This window comes from Gordonia abscondita (genome assembly GCF_032711245.1).
Classification (GTDB): Bacteria; Actinomycetota; Actinomycetes; order Mycobacteriales; family Mycobacteriaceae; genus Gordonia.
The window spans coordinates 3406101-3428204 of record NZ_CP128986.1 but is presented as its reverse complement, the minus strand read 5'-3'; the positions used below and the strand labels follow the sequence as shown (position 1 = coordinate 3428204).

Genomic DNA, 22104 nt, shown 5'->3' with positions numbered 1-22104 from the left:
GTCGGCCGTGGCTGTGGAGGGCGAAAGGAAACGATCGTGACTGCATTCGATCCGTACTCGGTTCTGCCGAGGCTGCCCGACATCACTGTGACGTCGAACGACTTCACGGAGGGGCAAACATTGCCCACCCCGCAGGTGTCGGCGATCTTCGGTGCCGGGGGAGACGACGTCTCGCCCCAGTTGAGTTGGTCCGGCTTCCCCGCGGATACGAAGAGCTTCGCGGTGACCTGCTTCGACCCGGACGCGCCGACCGCTTCGGGCTTCTGGCACTGGGCGGTCGCCGACATTCCGGTGACGGTCACATCGCTTCCCGCCGGCGCGGGCGCTCCGGCGTCCGCCGATCTTCCGGCCGGTGCCGTGACGCTCGGAAACGATGCGGGCCTGGCCCAGTTCGTCGGTGCGGGCCCGCCGCCCGGACACGGCCCGCACCGCTACATATTCGCTGTGCACGCGGTCGACGTGGAGTCGCTTGAACTGCCCGACGGTGCCACCCCGGCATTCCTCGGGTTCAACTTGTTCTCCCGCGCCATCGCTCGCGGGACGTTGACCGCAGTGTTCGAGCTCCCGGGCGAGTAGCGGGCGCGGGGCTGTGTCCGATCAGCGGTTCTCGGAGCCGACGGCGTCGCTCAGCGACGAGTAGCCGTGCGAGCGGAGCCGCCCGGCGATGCCGTCGTTGAGTTCGCGGAGCCAGCCGGGGCCGCCGTAGATGAAGCCCGTGTAGACCTGCAGTAGGTCGGCGCCCGCGCAGATGCGTTCCCACGCCTGGTCGACGGTCTCGATGCCGCCGACACTCACGAGGGCCATCCGACCGCCGACGCGACTGTAGAGCCGACGCAGGACCTCGAGCGAGCGGTCGGCGACCGGCGGGCCCGACAGTCCGCCAGCACCCATCGCATCGACTTCGCCGCGCGCAGTTCGGAGGCCGTCACGGGCGATTGTGGTGTTCGTGGCCACGATGCCGGCGAGGCCGAGTTCCTCGGCGAGATCGGCGACGGCGTCGACGTCCTCATCGGACAGGTCGGGCGCGATCTTCACCAGCACTGGGACCGACGCGACCTCCAGGACCGCGGATAGCACGGGACGCAACGACTCGACGGCCTGCAGATCACGCAGTCCGGGCGTGTTCGGTGAGCTGACATTGACGACGACGAAGTCGGCGAGCGGGCCGAGCAGGCCCGCCGACAGCCGGTAGTCGTCGACCGCCCCGTCGAGCGGCACCACCTTCGTCTTACCGATGTTGGCGCCGATCGGCACCCGGGCTGGGCCGGGCCGGGCTTCGACGAGTTTCGCCGCAGCCGCGGCCGCCCCCGGATTGTTGAAACCCATCCGATTGATGAGTGCACGGTCTGCGGGGAGGCGGAACAACCGCGGGCCGGGATTGCCGGGCTGAGCCTGCCCGGTGATCGTGCCGATCTCTGCGTACCCGAAACCGAGCTGTCCCCACGCGTTGACGCACTCGGCGGATTTGTCGAACCCCGCTGCGAGACCGACGGGTGCCGGGAACTCGACACCGAAGACGGTGCTGCGCAGTGCCGGATCGGCTACCGCGAACAGTCGCGACAGCAGAGTGCGGACCACCGGGAGTCTCCCGGCGACGCTGATGATCCGCGCGATGATCCGGTGGATCCGCTCCGGCGGAACCAGGAACATGATCTTAAGCAGCGGGGGATAGACCAGTCGGTTCAACGTGCTCAACATGGTGACGCTTTCAAGTATCGGGACACGGGGTGGATCGCAGGGGTGGGTGTTCAGGGTGCGATCGCGTCCGGCGGGACGGCTTGCAGGCCGTCGCCGCGACCGGATGCGATCAGCAGGTTGCCGCTCGTCGAGTCGACGGTCATCGCGGTCACCTGGCCGACGGTGGGGACACGGCCGCGTTCGCGGGCATCACCCCGCGACAAGTCGTAGGCGACGGCTTCGTTTTCGGCGGTCGACGACACCCACAGCAGGTCGCGCTTCTCGTCGTAGGCGAGTGCGAACGGACTCGCGGGCGCGGGGTGACGCATCCGCATCACGATCGGCTCGCCGAAGAACGCGTAGAACTCGTCGTCGCGAGTTCCCGTGACCAGGATGCGACCGAAGCGGTCGACAACGGCGTTCGTCGCGCCGTTACCCGCGCGCAGTGACGCCTTGCGGTCGCCGTTCCCGATGTCGATCGGCAGGATCGCCGACTGGGCGCGGTCGAGCACGCTGACCTGGCCCTCGACCTCGGTCGCCGACTTCGGTGCGACGAGGATGTCATCGACACGCGCGAAGCCGCCGAACTCGTCGATGCGCTCACCCGACGCGGACAGCACGAATAGTTTGCCCTTCTGCGTACCGACGAGCACCTTGTCGCCGTCGACGGCGAGCGAGAGCGGCGAGTCGACGGGCACGTCGGCCACCGACGTGCGACCGTCGCCGTCGATGTGGACGAGCCCACGCGGTCCGACAGCGAGAAAGTGGTCATCGACGGCGACCAGGTCGACGACGCCGTCGATCGGCAGGGCGACACGGGTCGGCGGTGGCGCGTCCGCCGACCCGGCAGCCCGGTGAAGGGTCACAGTGCGGCCGTCGGCGCCGAGCACCGCGGTCGTCGATCCGGCGACAGCGATCGCCGTGGCCGCGCCCTGCGCGACGACGGCGCCGACCGGCTTCGCGGTGTCGGTCGGCGACTTAGCGGCCGTCGCGACCGGGAGTGTGTCGAGCGACGACGAGTCGCCGTCGTCCGAGTCGGAGCCACAGGCCGTCAGAGTGAGAGTCACTGCCGCCGCGAGCAGCCCGGCCGTCCATCTGGTTCGCACACGCATGCTTCCATCTTGCTGGATAAGAGAAAATCAAGGTTCGATGGGTAGCATCCACGTTCGTGATCGAATCGATGAGTTGGCTGCAGGCCGTGGTGCTCGGAGCACTGCAGGGCGTGACCGAATTCCTACCGATTTCGTCGTCCGGGCATCTGCGCATCGTGTCGCAGATCTGGTTCGGCCAGGACGCGGGCGCATCGTTCACCGCGGTCACCCAGTTGGGCACCGAACTCGCGGTGCTGATCTTCTTCGCGAAAGACATTGGCCGGATCGTCGTCGCGTGGTTCGCCGGTCTGCGTGACTCCACGCGTCGCGACCTCGACTACCGCCTCGGCTGGTATGTGATTCTTGCCACCATTCCGATCGGCCTTCTCGGGTTCGTGTTGAAAGACGAAATCCGTACCGCGGGCCGCAACCTGTGGTTGGTGGCGATCATGCTGATCGCATTCTCATTCGTGTTCCTGGCCGCGGAGATGACCGCGGCCGAACGGCCAGGAAAATCGTTGGCGCAGATGAAACCGCGCGACGCGCTGGCGATGGGCCTCGCGCAGTGCCTCGCGCTGATCCCCGGCGTATCCAGGTCGGGCGGCACGGCGAGCGCCGGTCTGTTCTTCGGAATGAAGCGTGAAGCCGCGTTCCGGTTCTCGTTCCTGATCGCGATTCCCGCGGTCCTCGCGTCCGGGCTGTTCAGCCTGCCGGACGCATTCGACCCCGACGGCAGTGGGGTGAGTGCTTCCGGCCCTCAAATCCTCGTCGCGACGTTCATTGCTTTCGTGCTCGGCTACATCTCGATCGCCTGGCTGCTCAAGTTCGTCTCCGGGCATTCCCTTGCCTGGTTCGCCGGGTACCGCATCGCGCTGGGCCTGCTCGTCCTCATCTTGCTGACCGCGGGCGTCATCACGACCTGAGTCGTTCTGGGTGGCGGCCGTCTGCTGTGAACGCCGCCGCTGTCACGCCGTATCCTGAACGCCATGACGGTGATCCTGGTCCGGCACGGACGATCGACGGCCAACACCTCCGGCGTTCTCGCGGGACGGACTCCGGGTATCGCGCTCGACGATAAGGGGCGCGCCCAGTCGCTCGACCTCATCGAACGTCTCGGCGACGCCGCGAACCGACTCCAGGTGGTCGTCCGGTCGCCACTGCAGCGATGCGCGGAGACCGTCGCGCCTCTCGTCGCCGAGTTGGACGGGGTGCCCGAAGTGGCCGATGACCGACTCGCCGAGGTCGACTACGGACAGTGGAGCGGACGCAAGCTCACCGAACTCGTCAACGAACCGCTGTGGAAGACGGTGCAGCGCAATCCGTCGCACGCGGTGTTCCCCGACGGCGAGGGCCTGGCCGACGTCTCGCGGCGTGCGACTGCCGCCGTCCGGGCGCTCGACCGCGAGTACAGCGGTGCGGACGGACACGGACTCTGGCTGGCGTGCTCGCACGGCGACGTCATCAAATCCGTGGTCGCCGACGCGCTCGGCATGCACTTGGATGCGTTTCAACGGATCGTCGTCGATCCAGGGTCGATCACCGTGATCGGATACTCGCACGATCGTCCTTACGTGCTGACCCTCAACAACGGCGGTTCACTGACCCTGCCCGGCCCGCGGGTCAACGCGGACGCCGAAGTCGGCGGTGGAGCGGGCGCGTGAGTCCGCGGGTACCGTGAAGACGATGAGAAGGAAGGCGAAGTAGACGTGTCGCGCACCATTCATGAATTCCGGACGCCGAGCCGTTTCGTGGCCGGTACAGTCGGCGAACCCGGCGATCGGACGTTCTTCCTCCAGGTCTCGCAGGATCAGCGGTTGATGAGCGTCGAACTGGAGAAGCAGCAGGTGCTGATTCTCGCCGACCGACTCGGCTACCTCCTCGACGAGGTCGCCAGGCGTTTCGGCGCGTCAGTGCCCCCGGAGACGGACGCGGTCAGCGACACGGCACCGCTGACGATGCCGATCGACGCAGAGTTCCGAGTCGGTTCGATGGGGTTGGGCTGGGACGCCGAAGCCTCGTCGGTCGTCGTCGAACTGTTGGCGATCACCGAGCAGCCGTTGGACGAGAGCGTGATCCTAGACGACACCGACGAAGGACCGGACACGGTCCGGATCTTCCTGAACGCGGACGCAGCACGTGAGTTCAGTGCACGATCGATGCGGGTCATCTCCGCCGGGCGTCCACTGTGCCCCCTGTGTGACCAGCCACTCGACCCGAGCGGCCACATCTGCGCGCGAAGCAACGGCTACAAACGCGACGTCGAGTTCTCGCGGTCGGTCGAGTTCATCGACCCGGACGTCCTCGCCGCATTGGGGCGAGTGGTTCCTGGATTCGACACGGCGTTCGATGTCGATGAGGACTTCGACGACGAGTCCGATGAGCCTGGCGAGCCTGACGACGACGCGAACGAGTGAACTCCGATGTCCTTGAGGTCCTCGCAGGCGGGGACCTCACCGTGCTCGGTCGGGTCCCGACGGCGAGCAACCTGACGCTGGCCTGCCGGGTATCCGACGGCGACGCCGAATTCATGTGCGTTTACAAGCCGATCCGCGGCGAGGCCCCGCTGTGGGACTTTCCCGACGGACATCTCGCGGGCCGCGAAGTGGCCTCCTATCTGATCAGCGACGCGTTGGGGTGGGATCTCGTCCCGGAGACGGTGTTGCGCGACGACGGCCCCGCCGACGTCGATCTCGGCCCCGGGATGGTGCAGCGGTGGATCCACGTACCCGACGAGCCGACGGGTCCCGACCCGGTCGACTTGGCGCCCATCGACGAGGTCGCCGACGACCAGTTGCCTGTCTTGCAGGCCTACGACGAGGACGGCCGTCTGGTTGCGCTGGTGCACGCGGATCGGCCGGATCTGTTGCGGCTCGCTGTGTTCGACGTCGTCGTCAATAACGCCGACCGTAAGGGCGGCCACATCTTGGTCGACGGCGATGGGCACCTGTATGGGATCGATCACGGGATCTGCCTGCATGCCGAGAATAAACTCCGCACCGTTCTGTGGGGCTGGGCTGGTCGGCCGCTGCCCGCCGAATCGAGCGCGGATCTCAGCCGACTCGCGCAGCGTCTCGCCGACCCCGACGACGTGCTCACGGTGCGGCTCGGCACATTGATCACCGACGAGGAGGTCGCGGCCGTACGACGGCGCGCACGTGCCCTCGGCGACGACGGGGCGCTGCCGATGCCGCCGTCCGAACGCGCCATCCCCTGGCCGCCCTTCTGACCGGTCGCGCATCGGACGGTCAGTCTTCCGGCAGGCCCCGATTCTCTGCCCGCGCGCACCACACATACAGTTGAACGCATGCAGTCGTGGTCGTCGCCCCATATCCCCTCCGTGCCCGGCACCGCACCGGCCCTTCGCCTTTATGACACCTCCGACGCGCAGGTGAAGCCACTGGCTCCGGGGCCGGTCGCCACCATGTACGTCTGCGGTATCACCCCGTATGACGCCACCCATCTCGGCCATGCCGCGACCTACGTGACGTTCGACCTGATCAATCGGGTCCTGCGCGATCAGGGCCACGAGGTGCACTACGTCCAGAACATCACCGACGTCGACGACCCACTGTTCGAGCGTGCGGAGCGCGACGGCGTCGACTGGCGCGACTTGGGATCGGGTGAGATCGACCTCTTCCGTGACGACATGGCCGCTCTCCGCGTGCTGGCGCCCCGCGACTACATCGGCGCCGTCGAATCGGTAGACGAGGTCGTCTCGGCCGTCGAGAAGCTCCTGGAGATCGGCGCTGCGTACGTCGTAGACGACCCCGAGCATCCGGACGTCTACTTCAATGTCGACGCGACACCCCAGTTCGGCTACGAATCGAACTACGACGCACAGACCATGGCGAGGTTCTTCGTCGAACGTGGCGGCGACCCGGACCGGGCAGGCAAGCGCAATCCGCTCGACGCCCTGCTGTGGCGTGTGCAGCGCCCTGGTGAACCCGCTTGGCCGTCGCCGTTCGGCGACGGGAGGCCAGGCTGGCACATCGAATGCTCAGCCATCGCACTCAACCGGCTCGGGATGGCGTTCGACGTTCAGGGCGGCGGCAGCGACCTAATTTTCCCGCACCACGAGTTCTCCGCTGCGCACGCGGAAGCCGCCACCGGTGAACGACGTTTCGCGCGCACATACGTCCATACCGGCATGATCGGGCTGGACGGCGAGAAGATGTCCAAGAGCCTCGGCAATCTGGTGAAGGTGTCGGTGCTGCGCGCTAAGGGCGTCGACGCGAGCGCCGTGCGGCTCGGCCTGCTCAGCGGCCATTACCGTCAGGACCGGATGTGGACCGACCAGGTCCTCTCCGACGGCGAGCGTCGCCTGGCAACGTGGCGGCGGGCCGCACGTGTGTCGATCGCGCCGGATGCGACGGACACCGTCGCCCGGTTGCGCCAACATCTAGCCGACGATCTGGACACGCCGAAAGCGCTCGCCGCAGTCGACGCCTGGGCCGCGGACGCGATCCTCGGGATCGGCGCGTCGACCGAGTCGCCCGGGTTGATCGCGGACGCGGTCGACGCGTTGCTCGGTGTCGACATCGCACCGCGAGGGTGACGGCATGCCTCGGGTGACCACCATTCCAGCCAGCACCTCCGACGGAGTGTGGACTGTCGTGACGCACACGTCGACGTATGTGCTCGACTTCGGCGAGATGACGTTGCTGCGCGCCCCCGGTGTCGGCAGGCACGACGACCAACGGTGGGAGGTCAGTGAGCTTCGGCGCGACTCGCAAGACATCCCGCTGCTCGGCGTCAAAGAATGCACGGTCGGCGAACCGGCTCAGTTCTGGGTGTCGGCGGCCGACGATCCGGATGTGCGGACCTGGCGGATCACGACGCCGGTCGTCGAGATCGAGCAGATCGGCTGACGCGATCCACCGCTCGGCCGGTCTCTATTGTTCGTCGTTGCGTCTGCGCAGATAGCGTTCGAATTCGGCGGCCAAGGTGTCCCCGTCGACTTCAGTGAGCGCATCGTCGTCGTCCAACGACGTCGCGTCCTCGGTCTCCTCGAGTTCCCGGACGTACGCCGCCATGTCGTCGTCGTCCGACATCATCTCGTCGACCGCCTCCTGCCACTGCTGGGCCTGCTCGGCGAGCGGCCCGGTGTCGATCGACACCTCGATGACTGCTTCGAGACGTTCCAGCAGTGCGAGCACGGCTTTCGGGTTCGGCGGGTGCGCGATGTAGTGGGGGACTGCCGCCCACAGCGAGATCGACGAGACGCCGGCCTGGACGAATGCGTCCTGCAGCACCCCGGTGATCCCGGTCGGCCCCTCGTATTTGCTCGGCGACAACCCGAAACGGGTCGCGGCGGCTTTTGTCTCGGCGGACCCCGATACCGGTACGGGTCGCGTGTGCGGGGTGTCGGCCAGCAACGCACCCAACATGACCACGAGTTCCACGTCGAGCGCCTCGGCGAGTTCGACGAGCTGGGTGCAGAAGGTACGCCACCGCAGATTCGGTTCCGGCCCGAGGACGAACACGACGTCACGCTCGCTGTCGGGGAGTGTCGCGTACGACACGGACGTGCTCGGCCACCGTATGCGCCTGGTCACACCGTCGACTTGGGCGATCGTCGGCCGGGTCGACGCGAAGTCGTAGAATTCCTCGCCGTCGATCTCCCGAAGGTCGGTAGCGTCCCAGGTCAGAGCCAGGTGTTCCACGGCGCCCGTTGCGGCGTCGCCCGCGTCGTTCCATCCGCCGAAGGCGACGATCATGACCGGGCGGCGCAGTGTGGGTAGTCCAGAGGGTCGCGGAGAGTTCACTGGGCAGAGCCTACGGGGGAGCGCAAACCGAGCCTAGGGGGGAGCACAAACGACGGCGAACTACCCTAGGGGGCATGCCATACTCCTCGACTCGACCAGACAACTACGACTCGACATTCCTGCAGGCGATGTCGAGCCGAGTCCTGATCGGCGACGGAGCCATGGGAACGATGCTGCAGAACGCAGATCTCGACGTCGACACCGACTTCCTCGGCCTCGAAGGCTGCAACGAGATTCTCAACGACACGCGCCCGGACGTGCTCGCCGACATCCACCGACGTTACTTCGAGTCGGGCGCCGACGCCGTCGAGACCAACACCTTCGGGTGCAACCTCTCGAATCTCGGCGACTACGACATCGCCGACCGGATCCGGGAACTCGCCTACAAGGGGACGTCGATCGCCCGCGGGGTGGCCGACGAGATGGGTCCGTCTGCCGACGGCACCGATCGGTTCGTCCTCGGCTCCATTGGGCCCGGCACCAAACTGCCGAGCCTTGGGCACACGACCTTTGCCGCGATCCGCGACGCTTACCAGGAGTGCGTGCTCGGCATGCTCGACGGCGGAGCCGACGCGATTCTCGTCGAGACCTGCCAGGATCTGCTGCAGTTGAAGGCTACTGTCGTCGCGGCCCGCCGGGCGATGGACGAGTTCGGTCGGCATCTGCCGATCATCGCGCACATCACCGTCGAGACCACGGGCACAATGCTGGTCGGGTCGGAGATCGGTGCGGCGTTGGCCGCGATCGAACCACTCGGCGTCGACGTCATCGGGTTGAACTGCGCGACCGGTCCCGCGGAGATGAGCGAACACCTGCGTTACCTGTCCAAGCATTCGCGGGTGCCGATCTCGGTGATGCCGAACGCAGGCCTCCCGGTGCTCGGCAAGAACGGAGCCGAATACCCGCTCACCGCGCCAGAACTGGCCGACGCACTCTCGTCGTTCGTCACCGAATACGGTCTGCAGTTTGTCGGCGGCTGCTGCGGCACCACACCAGAGCACATTCGTCGGGTCGCCGACGCGGTGAGCCTTCTTAAGGCACGTGAGCGCACCCCGGACCACGTGTCGGAGACGTCGTCGCTGTATTCGGCGGTCCCGTTCGATCAGGACGCGAGCTTCCTCGTCGTCGCCGAACGAACCAACTCGAACGGGTCCAAGGCGTTCCGTGACGCGATGCTCGCGGGCGACTACCAGAAGTGCATGGAGATCGCGAAGGAGCAGACCCGCGACGGGGCCCACATGCTCGATCTCAACATCGACTACGTGGGCCGCGACGGAGCGCTCGACATGACGGAGGTGGCGAGTCGTTTCGCGACGGCGTCGACGCTGCCGATCATGATCGACTCGACCGAACCGGACGTGATCAAGGCGGGCTTGGAGCATCTCGGCGGTCGGTGCGCGGTCAACTCGGTCAACTATGAGGACGGCGACGGTCCCGACTCCCGTTTCGCCCGGATCATGGCGCATGTCGTCGAACATGGGGCGGCGGTGGTGGCGCTCACCATCGACGAGGAAGGTCAGGCGCGCACCGCCGACCACAAGGTTTCGATCGCTGAGCGGTTGATCACCGACCTCACCGACAACTGGGGACTCGCCGACGAGGACATCATCATCGACGCCCTCACTTTCCCCATCTCGACCGGTCAGGAGGAGGTTCGCCGCGACGGCATCGAGACCATCGAAGCGATCCGCCGGATCAAGCATTCGCATCCCGAAGTCCACTTCACGCTGGGCATCTCGAACATCTCGTTCGGCCTCAACCCGGCGGCCCGCCAAGTGCTGAACTCAGTGTTCCTGCACGAGTGCGTCGCCGCGGGTCTGGACACCGCGATCGTCCACGCGTCGAAGATCCTGCCGATGGCTCGGATCCCCGACGAACAGCGGGAGACTGCCCTCGACCTGGTGTACAACCGGCGCCGCGAGCAGGGCGCAGACGGGCCGGACGACCCCGGCTATGACCCGCTCCAGAAGCTCATGCAGCTGTTCGAGGGCGTATCGGCGGCGTCCGCGCGCGAATCGCGTGCCGCCGAACTGGCGCGGATGCCGTTGTTCGAGCGACTCGCACGGCGCATCGTCGACGGTGAACGCAACGGTCTCGTCGAAGACCTCGACGAGGCGCGGTCGACTGTTCCGCCATTGACCATCATCAACGACCATCTGCTCTCCGGAATGAAGACGGTCGGCGAACTGTTCGGCTCCGGCCAGATGCAGTTGCCGTTCGTCCTGCAGTCCGCTGAGGTGATGAAGGCTGCCGTCGCGCATCTCGAGCAGTTCATGGAGGCAACGGACGAGGACGGCAAGGGCCGGATCGTCTTGGCGACCGTGAAGGGCGATGTTCACGACATCGGTAAGAACCTCGTCGACATCATCTTGAGCAACAACGGCTACGACGTCGTCAACATCGGCATCAAGCAGCCGATCGCGACGATTCTGTCGGCTGCCGAGGAGCACCGGGCCGACGTCATCGGCATGTCGGGACTGCTCGTGAAGTCGACGGTCGTGATGAAGGAGAACCTGGAGGAGATGAACTCGCGCGGTAAGAGCGAGCTCCCGGTTCTCCTCGGCGGCGCCGCGTTGACCCGAACCTACGTCGAGGGCGACCTCGCCGACATCTATCAGGGCGACGTCCGGTACGCCCGGGACGCATTCGAGGGGTTGACCCTCATGGACGAGATCATGGCGATCAAACGTGGTGAGGGGCCGGACCCGGACAGCCCGGAGGCGAAGGCCGCGGCCGCGAAGGTCGCCGAACGTAAGGCGCGGCGCGAACGTTCTAAGCGGATCGCCGAGAAGCGCAAGGCCGCCGAGGTCCCCGTCGAGGTACCCGCGCGGTCGGATGTCGCCGCAAACAACGAGGTTCCGACACCGCCGTTCTGGGGCACTCGGATCATCAAAGGCATCCCGATCGCCGAATACTCGTCGCTGCTCGACGAACGCGCGTTGTTCCTCGGCCAGTGGGGGCTCCGCGGTACGCGCGGCGAAGACGGGCCCGGATATGAGGATCTCGTCGAGACGGAGGGACGTCCGCGTCTGCGCGAATGGATCGACCGGCTCTCGACGGCGGGCATCCTGCAGCACGCAGCCGTCGTCTATGGGTACTTCCCGGCGGTCAGCGAAGGCGACACCGTCCACGTGCTCGAATCGCCGGACCCGTCGTCGCCGGTCCGTCACAGCTTCGAGTTCCCGCGCCAGCAGCGCCCGAAGTTCCTGTGCATCGCCGACTTCATCCGGTCGCGCGATCAGGCGGTCGCCGACGGGCAGGTCGACGTGCTGCCTTTCCAGCTGGTGACGATGGGCACGCCGATCGCCGACTTCGCCAACGAACTGTTCGCGGCGGACTCGTACCGCGACTACCTGGAGGTTCACGGCATCGGTGTGCAGTTGACCGAAGCGCTCGCCGAGTACTGGCATCAGCGTGTGCGTAGCGAACTGTCGTTCACGGGTGGAGCGGTCGCCGACGAGGACCCGGACCTGCCGCAAGGCTTCTTCGATCTCGAGTACCGCGGTGCCCGCTACTCGTTCGGATACGGTGCATGCCCGAACTTGGAGGACCGCGCGAAGATGGTCGACCTGTTGGAGCCTGGCCGGATCGGTGTCGAATTGTCCGAGGAGCTGCAGTTGCATCCCGAGCAGTCGACGGACGCGTTCGTCCTGCACCACCCGGAGGCGAAGTACTTCAACACGTAGATCGGCGGGAATGCCTAGGGTGGGGGTCGGACCCGCCAGCGACCGACCCTTCTAGGAGGACCACCAGTGACCGATGACGTACGCCTTCCGGACGCCCTGTTCTGGGATATGGACGGGACGTTGCTCGACACCGAACCGTTGTGGGAGCAGGTCCTCGTCGAATTCGCGGGCCGGCTCGACATCGAGATGACCGACTCACTGCGGGATTCGACGATGGGCAACAGCTCGGTGGACGCGATGACGAAGCTGTACGACGCAGCGCTCGTCCCCGAGTCCGGTCGCGACTTCGACACCGACGAGGACTGGATGGTTCAGCGTGTCCTGGAGCTATTCGAAGGCGGCCCGCCGTGGCGGCCGGGCGCGGTCGATGCCCTCGACATGGTCGCCGCGGCCGACATCCCGATGGTTCTCGTGACGAACACGTTGCGAGAGGTGACCGACGTCCTGTTGACGACGATCGGTGCCGGCCGGTTCGTCACGACGGTCTGCGGCGACGAAGTCGAGGCAGGCAAACCCGCTCCGCACATCTATCGGCGTGCCGCCGAGCTCGTCGGGTTCCCGATCGGTCGGTGCCTGGCGGTCGAGGACTCGCCCGCGGGCGCGGCCGCGACTTTTGCTGCGGGCGTCCGCGCCATCATCATCCCGTCGGCGATTGAGGTGCCGCCGCGAGCCACCTACAGCTACCGCGACTCGCTGGTCGGTCTCACCCTCGACGATCTGTGCGCCGCACTGGCCTGAACGCTCTCGCTGCGAGCCGCGGGACCACAAACTGGTAACGCGGCTCGTAGCGATCGGTCGAGCGGTCGGTCGGCCCGGTACGCCGACTTCACGCGTCCCGTGCGAAAATAGCTGACGTGAAATCCTTCGACGAACTCTTCGCTGAGCTGGCCGACAAGGCCGAGACCCGCCCTGAAGGCAGTGGCACCGTAGCCGCGCTGGATCAGGGCGTCCATACGCTCGGCAAGAAGATCATCGAAGAAGCTGGCGAAGTGTGGTTGGCTGCCGAGCACGAGTCCGACGAGGCGCTCTCGGAAGAGATCTCGCAGCTCGTCTACTGGCTTCAGGTCATGATGATCAAACGCGGCCTGAATCCGGCCGACATCTACCGCTACCTTTAGGAACAACTCACTCATGTTGCGTGTCGCAGTCCCGAATAAGGGTGCATTGTCTGAAGCCGCCGCCGGGATCCTCTCCGAAGCCGGCTACCGCAAGCGGTCCGATCCGAAGGACCTGTCGGTCATAGACGTCAACAACGACGTCGAGTTCTATTTCCTGCGTCCTAAGGACGTCGCGATCTATGTCGGCGCGGGAACTCTCGATCTCGGTATCACGGGGCGTGACTTGGCCGCCGACTCCGGCGCGGAGGTACTCGAAGAGGTGGCGCTCGGCTTCGGGTCGTCGTCGTTCCGGTACGCTGCGCCAGCCGACCAGGAGTGGGGGGTCGAGGATCTCGCTGGGAAGCGGATCGCGACGTCGTACCCGAATCTCGTGCGCCGCGACCTCGCCGAACGCCGCATCGAAGCCGAGATCATCCGCCTCGACGGCGCCGTCGAGATCTCCATCCAGTTGGGTGTCGCCGATGCGATCGCCGACGTCGTCGGATCGGGGCGGACCCTGCGTCTGCATGATCTCACCGCGTTCGGCGACTCACTGTGCGACTCCGAAGCGGTCTTGATCCGCAATCCCGAATCAGCTGAGCCGTCGAAGGCCGCGAAACAGTTCATCGCGCGAGTGCAAGGCGTCGTCCTCGGCCAGCAGTACGTGATGATCGACTACGACTGCCCGAAGACGCTCCTGGACGCCGCGGTCGCGATGACGCCGGGCCTGGAGTCTCCGACGGTGTCGCCGATGCTCGACCCGGATTGGCTCGCCGTCCGAGCCATGGTCCCGCGCAAGACGCACCAGTCCGTCATGGACGACCTCTCCGAGCTCGGTGTCCGCGCCATCCTCGCGTCCGACATCCGCAGCTGCCGCTTCTGACGCGTCGGCTCGCTCAGCCGGCGGGCGCGATCATGTCGGTCTGGGCGGAACGTCCGAGGAAACCGGACACGTCGTACAGGTCGGCGAAGCTCGCGCCGTAACCGGCGGCCCCGATCGCGAGGTCCGCGTCCAAGCCCAACCAGGGGCTTGTCGGCTGGGCCACGAGATGCACCGTCGTGTCCATGTTCATCCACGACCATTTCGCCGGATCGAGCCGGGTACCGACGCCGTTAGCGACGTCGAGGACCGTGAAGATCGACTCGAGCGGCGACATCTGTTCACCCTCGATCAATCCGATCGCGGCCCGAATCCAGACCGCGGGACTCTGCCCGTTCCTACCGGCCTGGCGCGCGACGACGGTGGTGCCGATGAAGCCGACCTTGCCCCACGGGACAGCCATCTCGCCGTCATCCGGGAACCCGATGATCTGGGGGAGCTCGTCCGGCCCGGCGGGCAGCGGCGGCACCGGCGAATGTTCGACGGGGGTCGAGTCGCCGGTCATGATCCGCCAGGCGACGGTGCGCGCGACGACCCGGAACTCACCGGACGGCGCCTGAACTTCGAGATCGGCGGCCACCTGGGAGATGCGCTTGCCCGGTCGCACGATCGAGGCGCGGACCCGGTTCACACCTAAGCCCATCGCACCCAGAATCTCTGTGGTGACGCGCGTGAACGCTTTCCCGTCGTCGCCGGCGGCGCGGATCAGTGCGCGCATCATCAGACCGGCGGGCGGACCGCCGTGCTGGATCTCCGGCGACCAGACGCTCACCGTCGCCTCGGTCGGGACGAAGTACTCGTAACTGGGATCGGCGCCGTCGGGCGCGGCGATCGGCCGGTAGTAGCTGGGGGCTGCCAGTGCATGCTCAGACATGGACGCCACTCTATGCTTGGGGAAAGTCTCACCCACCTCCTGGACGCCGAACCGCCCCTCGACCCGAAGGACACCACCACCGATGCCGACGACCGGTCCATTCGCCGAGGGCGACCGCGTGCAACTCACCGATTCCAAGGGACGCAAGTTCACCGTCGTCCTCGAACCGGACAAGCAGTTCCACACCCACAAGGGCGGTATCGAACACAACGATCTGCTCGGCGCGAACGAGGGCTCGATCGTCAAGTCGGTCAACGGGACCGAATATCTCGCGCTCCGGCCGCTGCTCACCGACTACATCCTGTCGATGCCGCGTGGCGCACAGGTTATCTATCCGAAGGACACCGCGCAGATCGTTTCCGAAGGCGACATCTTCCCGGGCGCACGTGTCCTCGAAGCGGGTGCCGGATCGGGATCGCTGACGTTGTCCCTGTTGCGCGCCGTCGGCACCGAAGGATCGGTCCTGTCGTACGAGGTGCGTGATGACCACGCCGAACACGCGGTACGCAACGTCGAGACCTTCCTCGGGAAAAAGCCGGACAATTGGAAGCTGGTGGTCGATGATCTCGCCAACCATGATCCGGCCGACCAGTACGACCGGATCATTCTCGACATGCTCGCGCCGTGGGAACAGCTAGAACTCGTGTCGAAAACGCTCAAGCCCGGAGGCGTCCTCACGGTGTATGTCGCGACCGTCACCCAGCTGTCGAAGGTGATGGAAGGGCTTCGCGACCTCCAGTGTTGGACGGAGCCGCGCGCCTGGGAGTCGCTGGTCCGCGAGTGGAGCGCCGTCGGTCTGGCGGTCCGCCCCGAGCACCGCATGCAGGGTCATACCGCGTTCCTCATCACGGCCCGCCGACTGGCCGACGGCACGGAAACACTCCGGGTGAAGCGTCGTCCGACACGCGGGTAGCGTAGAAGCCAGGTACAGCGTCACCAGTTGACAGCGACGAAGGAGGACCGATGACCCCGACGACGGAGTCCGGTGCGCAGGGAGCTGCTCCGCACGAGCAGATCGAGAAGCTGACGGCGCGCAACGCCAAGCTCCTTGACACCCTCAAGGAAGCACGCCAGCAGCTCGTTGCGCTGCGCGAAGAGGTCGACAACCTCGGTCAGCCGCCCAGTGGTTACGGCGTCCTCCTCGGCGTCGCGTCCGACGACAACGTCGACGTGTTCACCTCCGGACGCAAGATGCGATTGACGGTGTCGCCGAACATCGACGTCGAGACCTTGAACCGCGGACAGTCCGTGCGGTTGAACGAGGCGTTGACCGTCGTCGAGGCGCTCGGTTACGACGAAGTCGGCGAGATCTCCACCCTCCGTGAAATCCTTGACGGCGGACGCCGTGCGCTCGTGGTCGGACACACCGACGAGGAGCGGGTCGTGCAACTCGCCGATACGCTCGTCCACATCGACGGGGGAGGCGAGTCAGATCGCAAACTGCGGCCCGGCGATTCGCTTCTGGTCGACGGCAAGGCCGGTTACGCGCTTGAGCGGATCCCGAAGGCCGAAGTGGAAGACCTCGTCCTGGAAGAGGTGCCGGACGTCGACTACACGGACATCGGTGGTCTGCGCCGCCAGATCGAGCAGATCCGCGACGCCGTCGAGCTGCCATTCCTGCACAGCGACCTGTTCGCCGAGTACTCGCTGCGCCCCCCGAAGGGCGTGCTACTGTACGGTCCTCCCGGCAACGGCAAGACGCTCATCGCGAAGGCGGTCGCGAATTCGTTGGCGCGTCAGATCGCCGAACACCGCGGCGACGACTCGGCCGAGGCGAAGTCGTACTTCTTGAACATCAAGGGCCCCGAACTCCTCAACAAGTTCGTCGGCGAGACCGAGCGCCACATCCGGTTGATCTTCCAGCGCGCCCGCGAGAAGGCGTCGGAGGGCACCCCGGTGATCGTGTTCTTCGACGAGATGGACTCGATTTTCCGTACTCGCGGGTCGGGCGTTTCGTCCGATGTCGAGACGACCGTTGTCCCGCAGTTGCTCAGCGAGATCGACGGTGTCGAAGGCCTCGAGAACGTGATCGTGATCGGTGCGTCGAACCGCGAGGACATGATCGATCCAGCGATTCTCCGGCCGGGCCGCCTGGACGTGAAGATCAAGATCGAGCGTCCCGATGCCGAGTCGGCGATCGATATCTTCTCCAAATATCTGACCGCCGATCTGCCGTTGCACCCGGATGACGTCGCCGAGTTCGGTGGGCAGCCGCAGGCATGTGTGGACGCGATGATCCAGCGTGTCGTCGAGCGGATGTACGCCGAGACCGATGACAACCGGTTCCTCGAAGTGACGTACGCCAACGGTGACAAAGAGATCATGTATTTCAAGGACTTCAACTCCGGCGCGATGATCCAGAACATCGTCGACCGCGCTAAGAAATATGCGATCAAGGCGCATCTGGACAGCGGGCAGCGCGGTCTCCGGATCGGGCATCTCATGGATTCGATCCTCGACGAGTTCTCCGAGAACGAGGACTTGCCGAACACCACGAACCCGGACGACTGGGCGCGGATCTCCGGGAAGAAGGGCGAGCGGATCGTGTACATCCGGACCTTGGTCACCGGCAAGGGGAGTGGTGCCAGCCGCGCGATCGACACCGAATCGAACACCGGGCAGTATCTGTAGTTCGCGAAGTCATTCCGGTGAACGTCTCGGACGACGTTCACCGGATATGGTGTTCTGCGATGAACACTCAAGAAGCCACGCCGCTGCAGGTCCGCGTCGGTCAGGGCGCGCAGCAGACCGTTAGGGTCTCGCCTGCCTCGCTCGGCCGAACCCCCGATAACGAAGTGGTGGTCAATCACCCGCTCGTGTCTCGGCGGCACCTGTCGATCGAGTGGTCGGCGGACGACGGCTGGCAGGTCATCGATGCGGGCAGCACCAATGGGATGTTCGTGAGCGGTGTCCGCCAGACCGTCGTCACGGTCGCGGGCACCACCCGGATCAACCTGGGTGACGGTCAGACTGGCCCCGTCCTCGAGTTGACTCCGCTCGGGCCCGCCGCGCCGACGATCGTGCCGGCGAGCGGTGGCGTTCACGCCCAACGGCCCCCGACCCCCAGACCTGCGACACCCGGACCTGCGACACCCAAACCTGTGACGCCCAAACCTGTGACGCCAGGACCTGTGACCCCGCCGCCGGCCCCGTCGTCGCATCCGGTTCGTGCGCAGCCGGTCCGCCCGATGTGGAGAGGGTTACGGAGGTAGTGAAGAGGGGTATAAGAGACACCACCTGCCCAGCCCGATTCGATTCAGCCCGATTCGATTCGGCCGGGGTCGACGCGGCCGCATACGACGAGGGCGGTCACCTCCGCTGCGGCGCCGCGTTTCGGGGAACTCGCCGACGCGCCGCATCTCGCGGCGCTGCACCAGAACGCGTCCGCGATATTCGAAGTCCCCGATAGTCTGCGCGGCCGCGAGAGCATCGCGATGTCGGGCACGCAGTCCATCGGACGCACTCCGGACAACGACATCGTCGTCAGCGACGTCCTCGCGTCCCGCCACCACGCCAAGCTGTCGTCCACGCCGCAGGGTCTGCTCTTGGAAGACCTGGGGAGCGTGAACGGAACGTTCGTCAACGGGCAGCGCGTCATGGCACACCGGTTGACCGACAACGACGTCGTGACGATCGGTAACTCCGACTTCGTCATGTCCGGTGGTTCGCTCGTCCGCGGCCGATCCCAGACAGATGTTGCGGGCGGCGTTCAAGTGGACGGCGTGTCATTGACGATCGACGGTAAGACCCTCCTCAACGACATCTCGTTCGACGCCGCGCCCGGCACGCTCACCGCGATCATCGGGCCATCGGGCGCGGGCAAGTCGACGATCTCGAAGATCGTTGCAGGACTGGGCAATCCGACGGTCGGCGTGGTCACGTTCGAGGGTCGGGGAGTGCACACCGAATACGAGGCGCTGCGGACCCGGATCGGAATGGTCCCGCAGGACGACGTGCTGCACCGCAAGCTGACGTTGCGGCAGGCGCTGCGCTATGCGGCCGAACTGCGTCTGCCATCAGACCTGTCGACGGCGGACCGCGACCAGGTGATCGACGGCGTCCTCTCCGAACTCCAATTGACCGAACACGTCGACACCCGCATCGACAAGCTCTCCGGTGGCCAGCGCAAACGCGCGTCCGTCGCCATGGAACTGTTGACCGGTCCGTCACTGCTGATCCTTGACGAGCCGACGTCGGGCCTCGATCCGGCATTGGACCGCCAGGTGATGCAGACACTGCGTCGACTCGCCGACGCCGGGCGCGTGGTCTTGGTCGTCACCCACTCGCTGACGTACCTCAACCTCTGCGATCAGGTGCTCCTACTGGCACCGGGCGGAAAGACGGCGTTCTGTGGTTCACCGAAGGATGTCGGCTCCGAGCTCGGCACCACCGACTGGGCGGAGATCTTCGCGTTCACCGCGGATCAGCCCGACTTAGCGTGGCACAACTACCGGCAACGGCATCCGCGCACGTCGGCACCTGGCCTTGCTCCGAGGATCGGGCCGCCGGTGAAAGTGCACCAGGCGAGTTCGGGGCGTCAGACGTCGACGGTGTTTCGCCGCCAGCTGCGCTTGATCCTCGCCGATCGCGGCTACTTGATCTTTCTGTTGCTGCTTCCGGTCGTCCTCGGCCTGCTCACGCTGGTGATCCCCGGGTCCACCGGGTTCGGCATCAGTTCGAGCGAACCCGGGTGGGAGCCGGGGTCCACGATCTCCAAGGATCCCGTCGAAGCGGTGCAGCTCCTGGTGGTACTCGTCATCGGCGCGGCGTTCATGGGCGCCGCCTTGACGGTCCGCGACCTCGTCGGCGAACGGCCGATCTTCGAACGCGAACGCGCCGTCGGCCTGCGTCCAGGTGCATATCTGGCGGCAAAGGTCGTCGTCTTCTTCCTGCTGACGTCGGTGCAGAGCGCGATCATGCTCGGTATCACGTACGGACTGCGGGACATTCCCGAGTACGGCGGCGTGTTCCTGCCGCCGGCCGCGGCCCTGTTCATCGCGATCGCGGTGCTCGCCTGCGTGAGCACACTGGTAGGTCTCGCGATCTCGTCGCTGGTCCGGTCCAACGAGCAGACGATGCCGCCGCTGGTCATCGTGGTGATGGTCCAGCTCGTCTTCTGCGGCGGCCTGTTCCCGATCAGTGCGGCGGGTGCGGCACAACTCGGCTGGATCTTCCCCGCCTACTGGGGATACACGGCGGCCGCCCAAGCCGTCGACATTCCGCGGATCAACCCGGAGGCCAGCCAGGTCAAAGCCGCGCAGGGCAAGTCCATGGAGTACCCGTGGTGGGAGCCGACGGCCGGGCACATGGCGCTGGCCTACGGAGTGCTCGCACTGATGGCGGTACTGCTTGTCGCGCTCATCTACTCGCGACTGCGGCTGCGTAGACGGTGAGGTCGGGCGAGCGTCGGGCCCCGTGACGTGGGGAGCGGCGGTCGTTCGCGGAGCGCTCGCGCGTCCCGTTAGGCTGGGCACATGGAGCGCATCATCGGCACCGAAGTCGAATACGGCATCTCGGCACCCGGAGACCCGACCGCGAACCCGATCATGACGTCCACGCAGGCGGTCCTCGCCTACGCAGCGGCCGCCGCGGTTCCGCGACGCGATCGGCGGACCCGGTGGGACTTCGAGGAAGAGTCGCCGATGCGCGACGCGCGAGGATTCGACCTCGGCCGCCATTCGGGTCCCGCTCCGATCATCGACGCCGACGAGATCGGCGCCGCGAACATGATTCTCACCAACGGAGCCCGCCTCTACGTCGACCACGCGCACCCGGAGTATTCGGCGCCCGAGGTGACCGACCCGTTGGACGCGGTGATCTGGGACAAGGCCGGGGAGCGTGTGATGGAAGAGGCCGCCCGCTACGTCGCGAGCGTCCCGGGCGCACCACGGTTGCAGCTCTACAAGAACAACATCGACGGGAAGGGCGCGTCGTACGGCACGCACGAGAATTACCTGATGCGGCGGGACACGCCGTTTGACTCGATCATCGTCGGCCTCATGCCGTTCTTCGCGTCCCGCCAGGTGATCTGCGGATCCGGTCGCGTCGGCATCGGTCAGCGCGGCGAGGAGGCCGGCTACCAACTGTCCCAGCGTGCCGACTACATCGAGGTCGAGGTCGGTTTGGAGACCACGCTCAAACGCGGGCTGATCAATACACGCGACGAGCCGCACGCCGATCCCGATAAGTACCGCAGGCTCCACGTGATCATCGGCGACGCGAACCTAGCCGAAACCGCCACCTACCTCAAGGTCGGGACGACGGCGCTTGTCCTCGACCTCATCGAAGCGGGCGTGGACCTCACCGATCTCGCGCTCGCGCGCCCGGTCGACGCCGTGCACGCCATCAGTCACGACCCGACGCTGCGGGCGACGGTCGCACTCGCCGACGGACGCGAGATGACCGCGCTCGCCCTCCAGCGCGAATACCTCGCGCGGGTATCGGCGCACCACGACGCGCACGCGGCGGATGACGAGCGGGCCGCCCACGTCATACGGACGTGGGCTGACGTCCTCGACAAGCTCGAACGTGATCCTATGGAGTGCGCCGACATCCTGGACTGGCCCGCCAAGCTCCGTCTGTTGGACGGCTTCCGGAACCGGGAGGGACTCGGCTGGGGGGCGTCGCGCCTGCAGCTCATCGACTTGCAGTATTCGGATGTACGCCTCGACAAAGGGCTCTACAACCGCCTCGTCGCACGGGGGTCGATGAAGCGACTCGTCTCCGAGGAGCAGGTGACGGCAGCAGTATCGACGCCGCCGGAGTCCACGCGCGCCTACTTCCGCGGCGAATCCGTGCGTCGGTTCGGCTCGGACATCGCAGCCGCGAGCTGGGATTCGGTGATCTTCGACGTTGGTAGCGATTCGCTCGTCCGCATCCCGATGCCCGAACCACTGCGCGGCACCCGCGCCCACGTCGGTGAGCTTCTCGACGCCGCCACGTCGGCTGAAGATCTCGTGGATCAGCTGACCGCGAACTGACCGGCGATTCGCCGCACGGCACATCGCCGAGCCCCGGTAGTGTTGAGGGACAAC

General features: G+C 66.2%; 21 protein-coding genes. 16 read left to right on the top strand and 5 right to left on the bottom strand.

The window, feature by feature from the left end:
* The first annotated feature begins 36 nt into the window (after positions 1-36).
* Complete coding sequence (locus MP11Mi_RS16085) at positions 37-576, top strand: YbhB/YbcL family Raf kinase inhibitor-like protein (RefSeq protein WP_420039882.1); 540 nt, start codon at positions 37-39, stop codon at positions 574-576.
* A gap of 21 nt (positions 577-597) precedes the next feature.
* Here MP11Mi_RS16085 and MP11Mi_RS16080 read toward each other — a convergent pair whose 3' ends face one another.
* Together MP11Mi_RS16080 and MP11Mi_RS16075 are read right to left on the bottom strand one after the other, a co-directional pair.
* Positions 598-1698 carry a quinone-dependent dihydroorotate dehydrogenase gene (locus MP11Mi_RS16080; RefSeq protein WP_420039881.1) on the bottom strand — a complete coding sequence of 367 codons (1101 nt, stop codon included), beginning with the start codon at positions 1696-1698 and terminating at the stop codon, positions 598-600.
* A gap of 50 nt (positions 1699-1748) precedes the next feature.
* Positions 1749-2789, bottom strand: coding sequence for a YncE family protein (locus tag MP11Mi_RS16075; RefSeq protein ID WP_420039880.1), 1041 nt, complete (start codon positions 2787-2789; stop codon positions 1749-1751).
* Positions 2790-2845: 56 nt separating this feature from the next.
* Here MP11Mi_RS16075 and MP11Mi_RS16070 point away from each other — a divergent pair, with 56 nt between their 5' ends.
* From MP11Mi_RS16070 to MP11Mi_RS16045, 6 genes are all read left to right on the top strand, one after another.
* Positions 2846-3691, top strand: a complete 846-nt coding sequence (locus tag MP11Mi_RS16070) for an undecaprenyl-diphosphate phosphatase (RefSeq protein ID WP_420039879.1) — start codon at positions 2846-2848, stop codon at positions 3689-3691.
* Between the two features lie 63 nt (positions 3692-3754).
* Entirely contained in the window at positions 3755-4429 is a 675-nt protein-coding gene (locus MP11Mi_RS16065) for an MSMEG_4193 family putative phosphomutase (RefSeq protein ID WP_420039878.1), read from the top strand.
* A gap of 45 nt (positions 4430-4474) precedes the next feature.
* A complete protein-coding gene (locus tag MP11Mi_RS16060; protein WP_420039877.1) occupies positions 4475-5182 on the top strand; it encodes a DUF3090 domain-containing protein in 708 nt (235 codons plus the stop codon).
* A complete protein-coding gene (locus tag MP11Mi_RS16055; protein WP_420039876.1) occupies positions 5179-5994 on the top strand; it encodes an SCO1664 family protein in 816 nt (271 codons plus the stop codon). The genes MP11Mi_RS16060 and MP11Mi_RS16055 overlap by 4 nt, the downstream gene beginning before the upstream one ends.
* Positions 5995-6072: 78 nt before the next feature.
* Entirely contained in the window at positions 6073-7323 is a 1251-nt protein-coding gene (gene mshC, locus MP11Mi_RS16050; RefSeq protein ID WP_420039875.1) for a cysteine--1-D-myo-inosityl 2-amino-2-deoxy-alpha-D-glucopyranoside ligase, read from the top strand.
* A 4-nt stretch (positions 7324-7327) separates the two neighbouring features.
* Positions 7328-7636, top strand: a complete 309-nt coding sequence (locus MP11Mi_RS16045) for a hypothetical protein (protein ID WP_420039874.1) — start codon at positions 7328-7330, stop codon at positions 7634-7636.
* A 24-nt stretch (positions 7637-7660) separates the two neighbouring features.
* On the opposite strand, the gene MP11Mi_RS16040 is transcribed toward MP11Mi_RS16045, so the two are convergent.
* Positions 7661-8533, bottom strand: a complete 873-nt coding sequence (locus MP11Mi_RS16040; protein WP_420039873.1) for a PAC2 family protein — start codon at positions 8531-8533, stop codon at positions 7661-7663.
* A 74-nt stretch (positions 8534-8607) separates the two neighbouring features.
* Here MP11Mi_RS16040 and metH point away from each other — a divergent pair, with 74 nt between their 5' ends.
* The 4 genes from metH (at position 8608) to hisG (ending at position 14199) form a co-directional block, all read left to right on the top strand.
* Positions 8608-12219, top strand: coding sequence for a methionine synthase (gene metH, locus MP11Mi_RS16035; protein ID WP_420039872.1), 3612 nt, complete (start codon positions 8608-8610; stop codon positions 12217-12219).
* 66 nt (positions 12220-12285) lie between these two features.
* Positions 12286-12957, top strand: coding sequence for an HAD family hydrolase (locus MP11Mi_RS16030; RefSeq protein ID WP_420039871.1), 672 nt, complete (start codon positions 12286-12288; stop codon positions 12955-12957).
* A gap of 116 nt (positions 12958-13073) precedes the next feature.
* Positions 13074-13337, top strand: a complete 264-nt coding sequence (locus tag MP11Mi_RS16025) for a phosphoribosyl-ATP diphosphatase (RefSeq protein ID WP_420039870.1) — start codon at positions 13074-13076, stop codon at positions 13335-13337.
* A gap of 13 nt (positions 13338-13350) precedes the next feature.
* Positions 13351-14199 (top strand): ATP phosphoribosyltransferase, encoded by an 849-nt coding sequence (gene hisG / locus MP11Mi_RS16020; RefSeq protein ID WP_420039869.1) that lies wholly within the window; start codon positions 13351-13353, stop codon positions 14197-14199.
* Positions 14200-14212: 13 nt separating this feature from the next.
* Here the strand turns inward: hisG and MP11Mi_RS16015 are convergent, their stop codons facing one another.
* Positions 14213-15070, bottom strand: a complete 858-nt coding sequence (locus tag MP11Mi_RS16015; RefSeq protein ID WP_420039868.1) for a thioesterase family protein — start codon at positions 15068-15070, stop codon at positions 14213-14215.
* 82 nt (positions 15071-15152) lie between these two features.
* On the opposite strand from MP11Mi_RS16015, the gene MP11Mi_RS16010 reads away from it, so the two are divergent.
* From MP11Mi_RS16010 to MP11Mi_RS18380, 3 genes are read left to right on the top strand one after another with little or no spacing between them, the layout of a single operon-like run.
* Complete coding sequence (locus MP11Mi_RS16010) at positions 15153-15983, top strand: tRNA (adenine-N1)-methyltransferase (protein WP_420039867.1); 831 nt, start codon at positions 15153-15155, stop codon at positions 15981-15983.
* 50 nt (positions 15984-16033) lie between these two features.
* A complete protein-coding gene (gene arc / locus MP11Mi_RS16005) occupies positions 16034-17701 on the top strand; it encodes a proteasome ATPase (protein WP_420039866.1) in 1668 nt (555 codons plus the stop codon).
* 59 nt (positions 17702-17760) lie between these two features.
* Positions 17761-18282, top strand: a complete 522-nt coding sequence (locus MP11Mi_RS18380; protein WP_420712807.1) for an FHA domain-containing protein — start codon at positions 17761-17763, stop codon at positions 18280-18282.
* 44 nt (positions 18283-18326) lie between these two features.
* Here the strand turns inward: MP11Mi_RS18380 and MP11Mi_RS18375 are convergent, their stop codons facing one another.
* A complete protein-coding gene (locus MP11Mi_RS18375) occupies positions 18327-18515 on the bottom strand; it encodes a hypothetical protein (protein WP_420712806.1) in 189 nt (62 codons plus the stop codon).
* On the opposite strand from MP11Mi_RS18375, the gene MP11Mi_RS16000 reads away from it, so the two are divergent.
* Both MP11Mi_RS16000 and dop read left to right on the top strand, forming a co-directional pair.
* Positions 18505-20463, top strand: a complete 1959-nt coding sequence (locus MP11Mi_RS16000) for an ATP-binding cassette domain-containing protein (protein WP_420712805.1) — start codon at positions 18505-18507, stop codon at positions 20461-20463. The two genes, MP11Mi_RS18375 and MP11Mi_RS16000, sit on opposite strands and share 11 nt — an antisense overlap.
* Positions 20464-20544: 81 nt before the next feature.
* A complete protein-coding gene (gene dop, locus MP11Mi_RS15995; RefSeq protein WP_420039865.1) occupies positions 20545-22050 on the top strand; it encodes a depupylase/deamidase Dop in 1506 nt (501 codons plus the stop codon).
* Positions 22051-22104 lie beyond the last annotated feature (54 nt).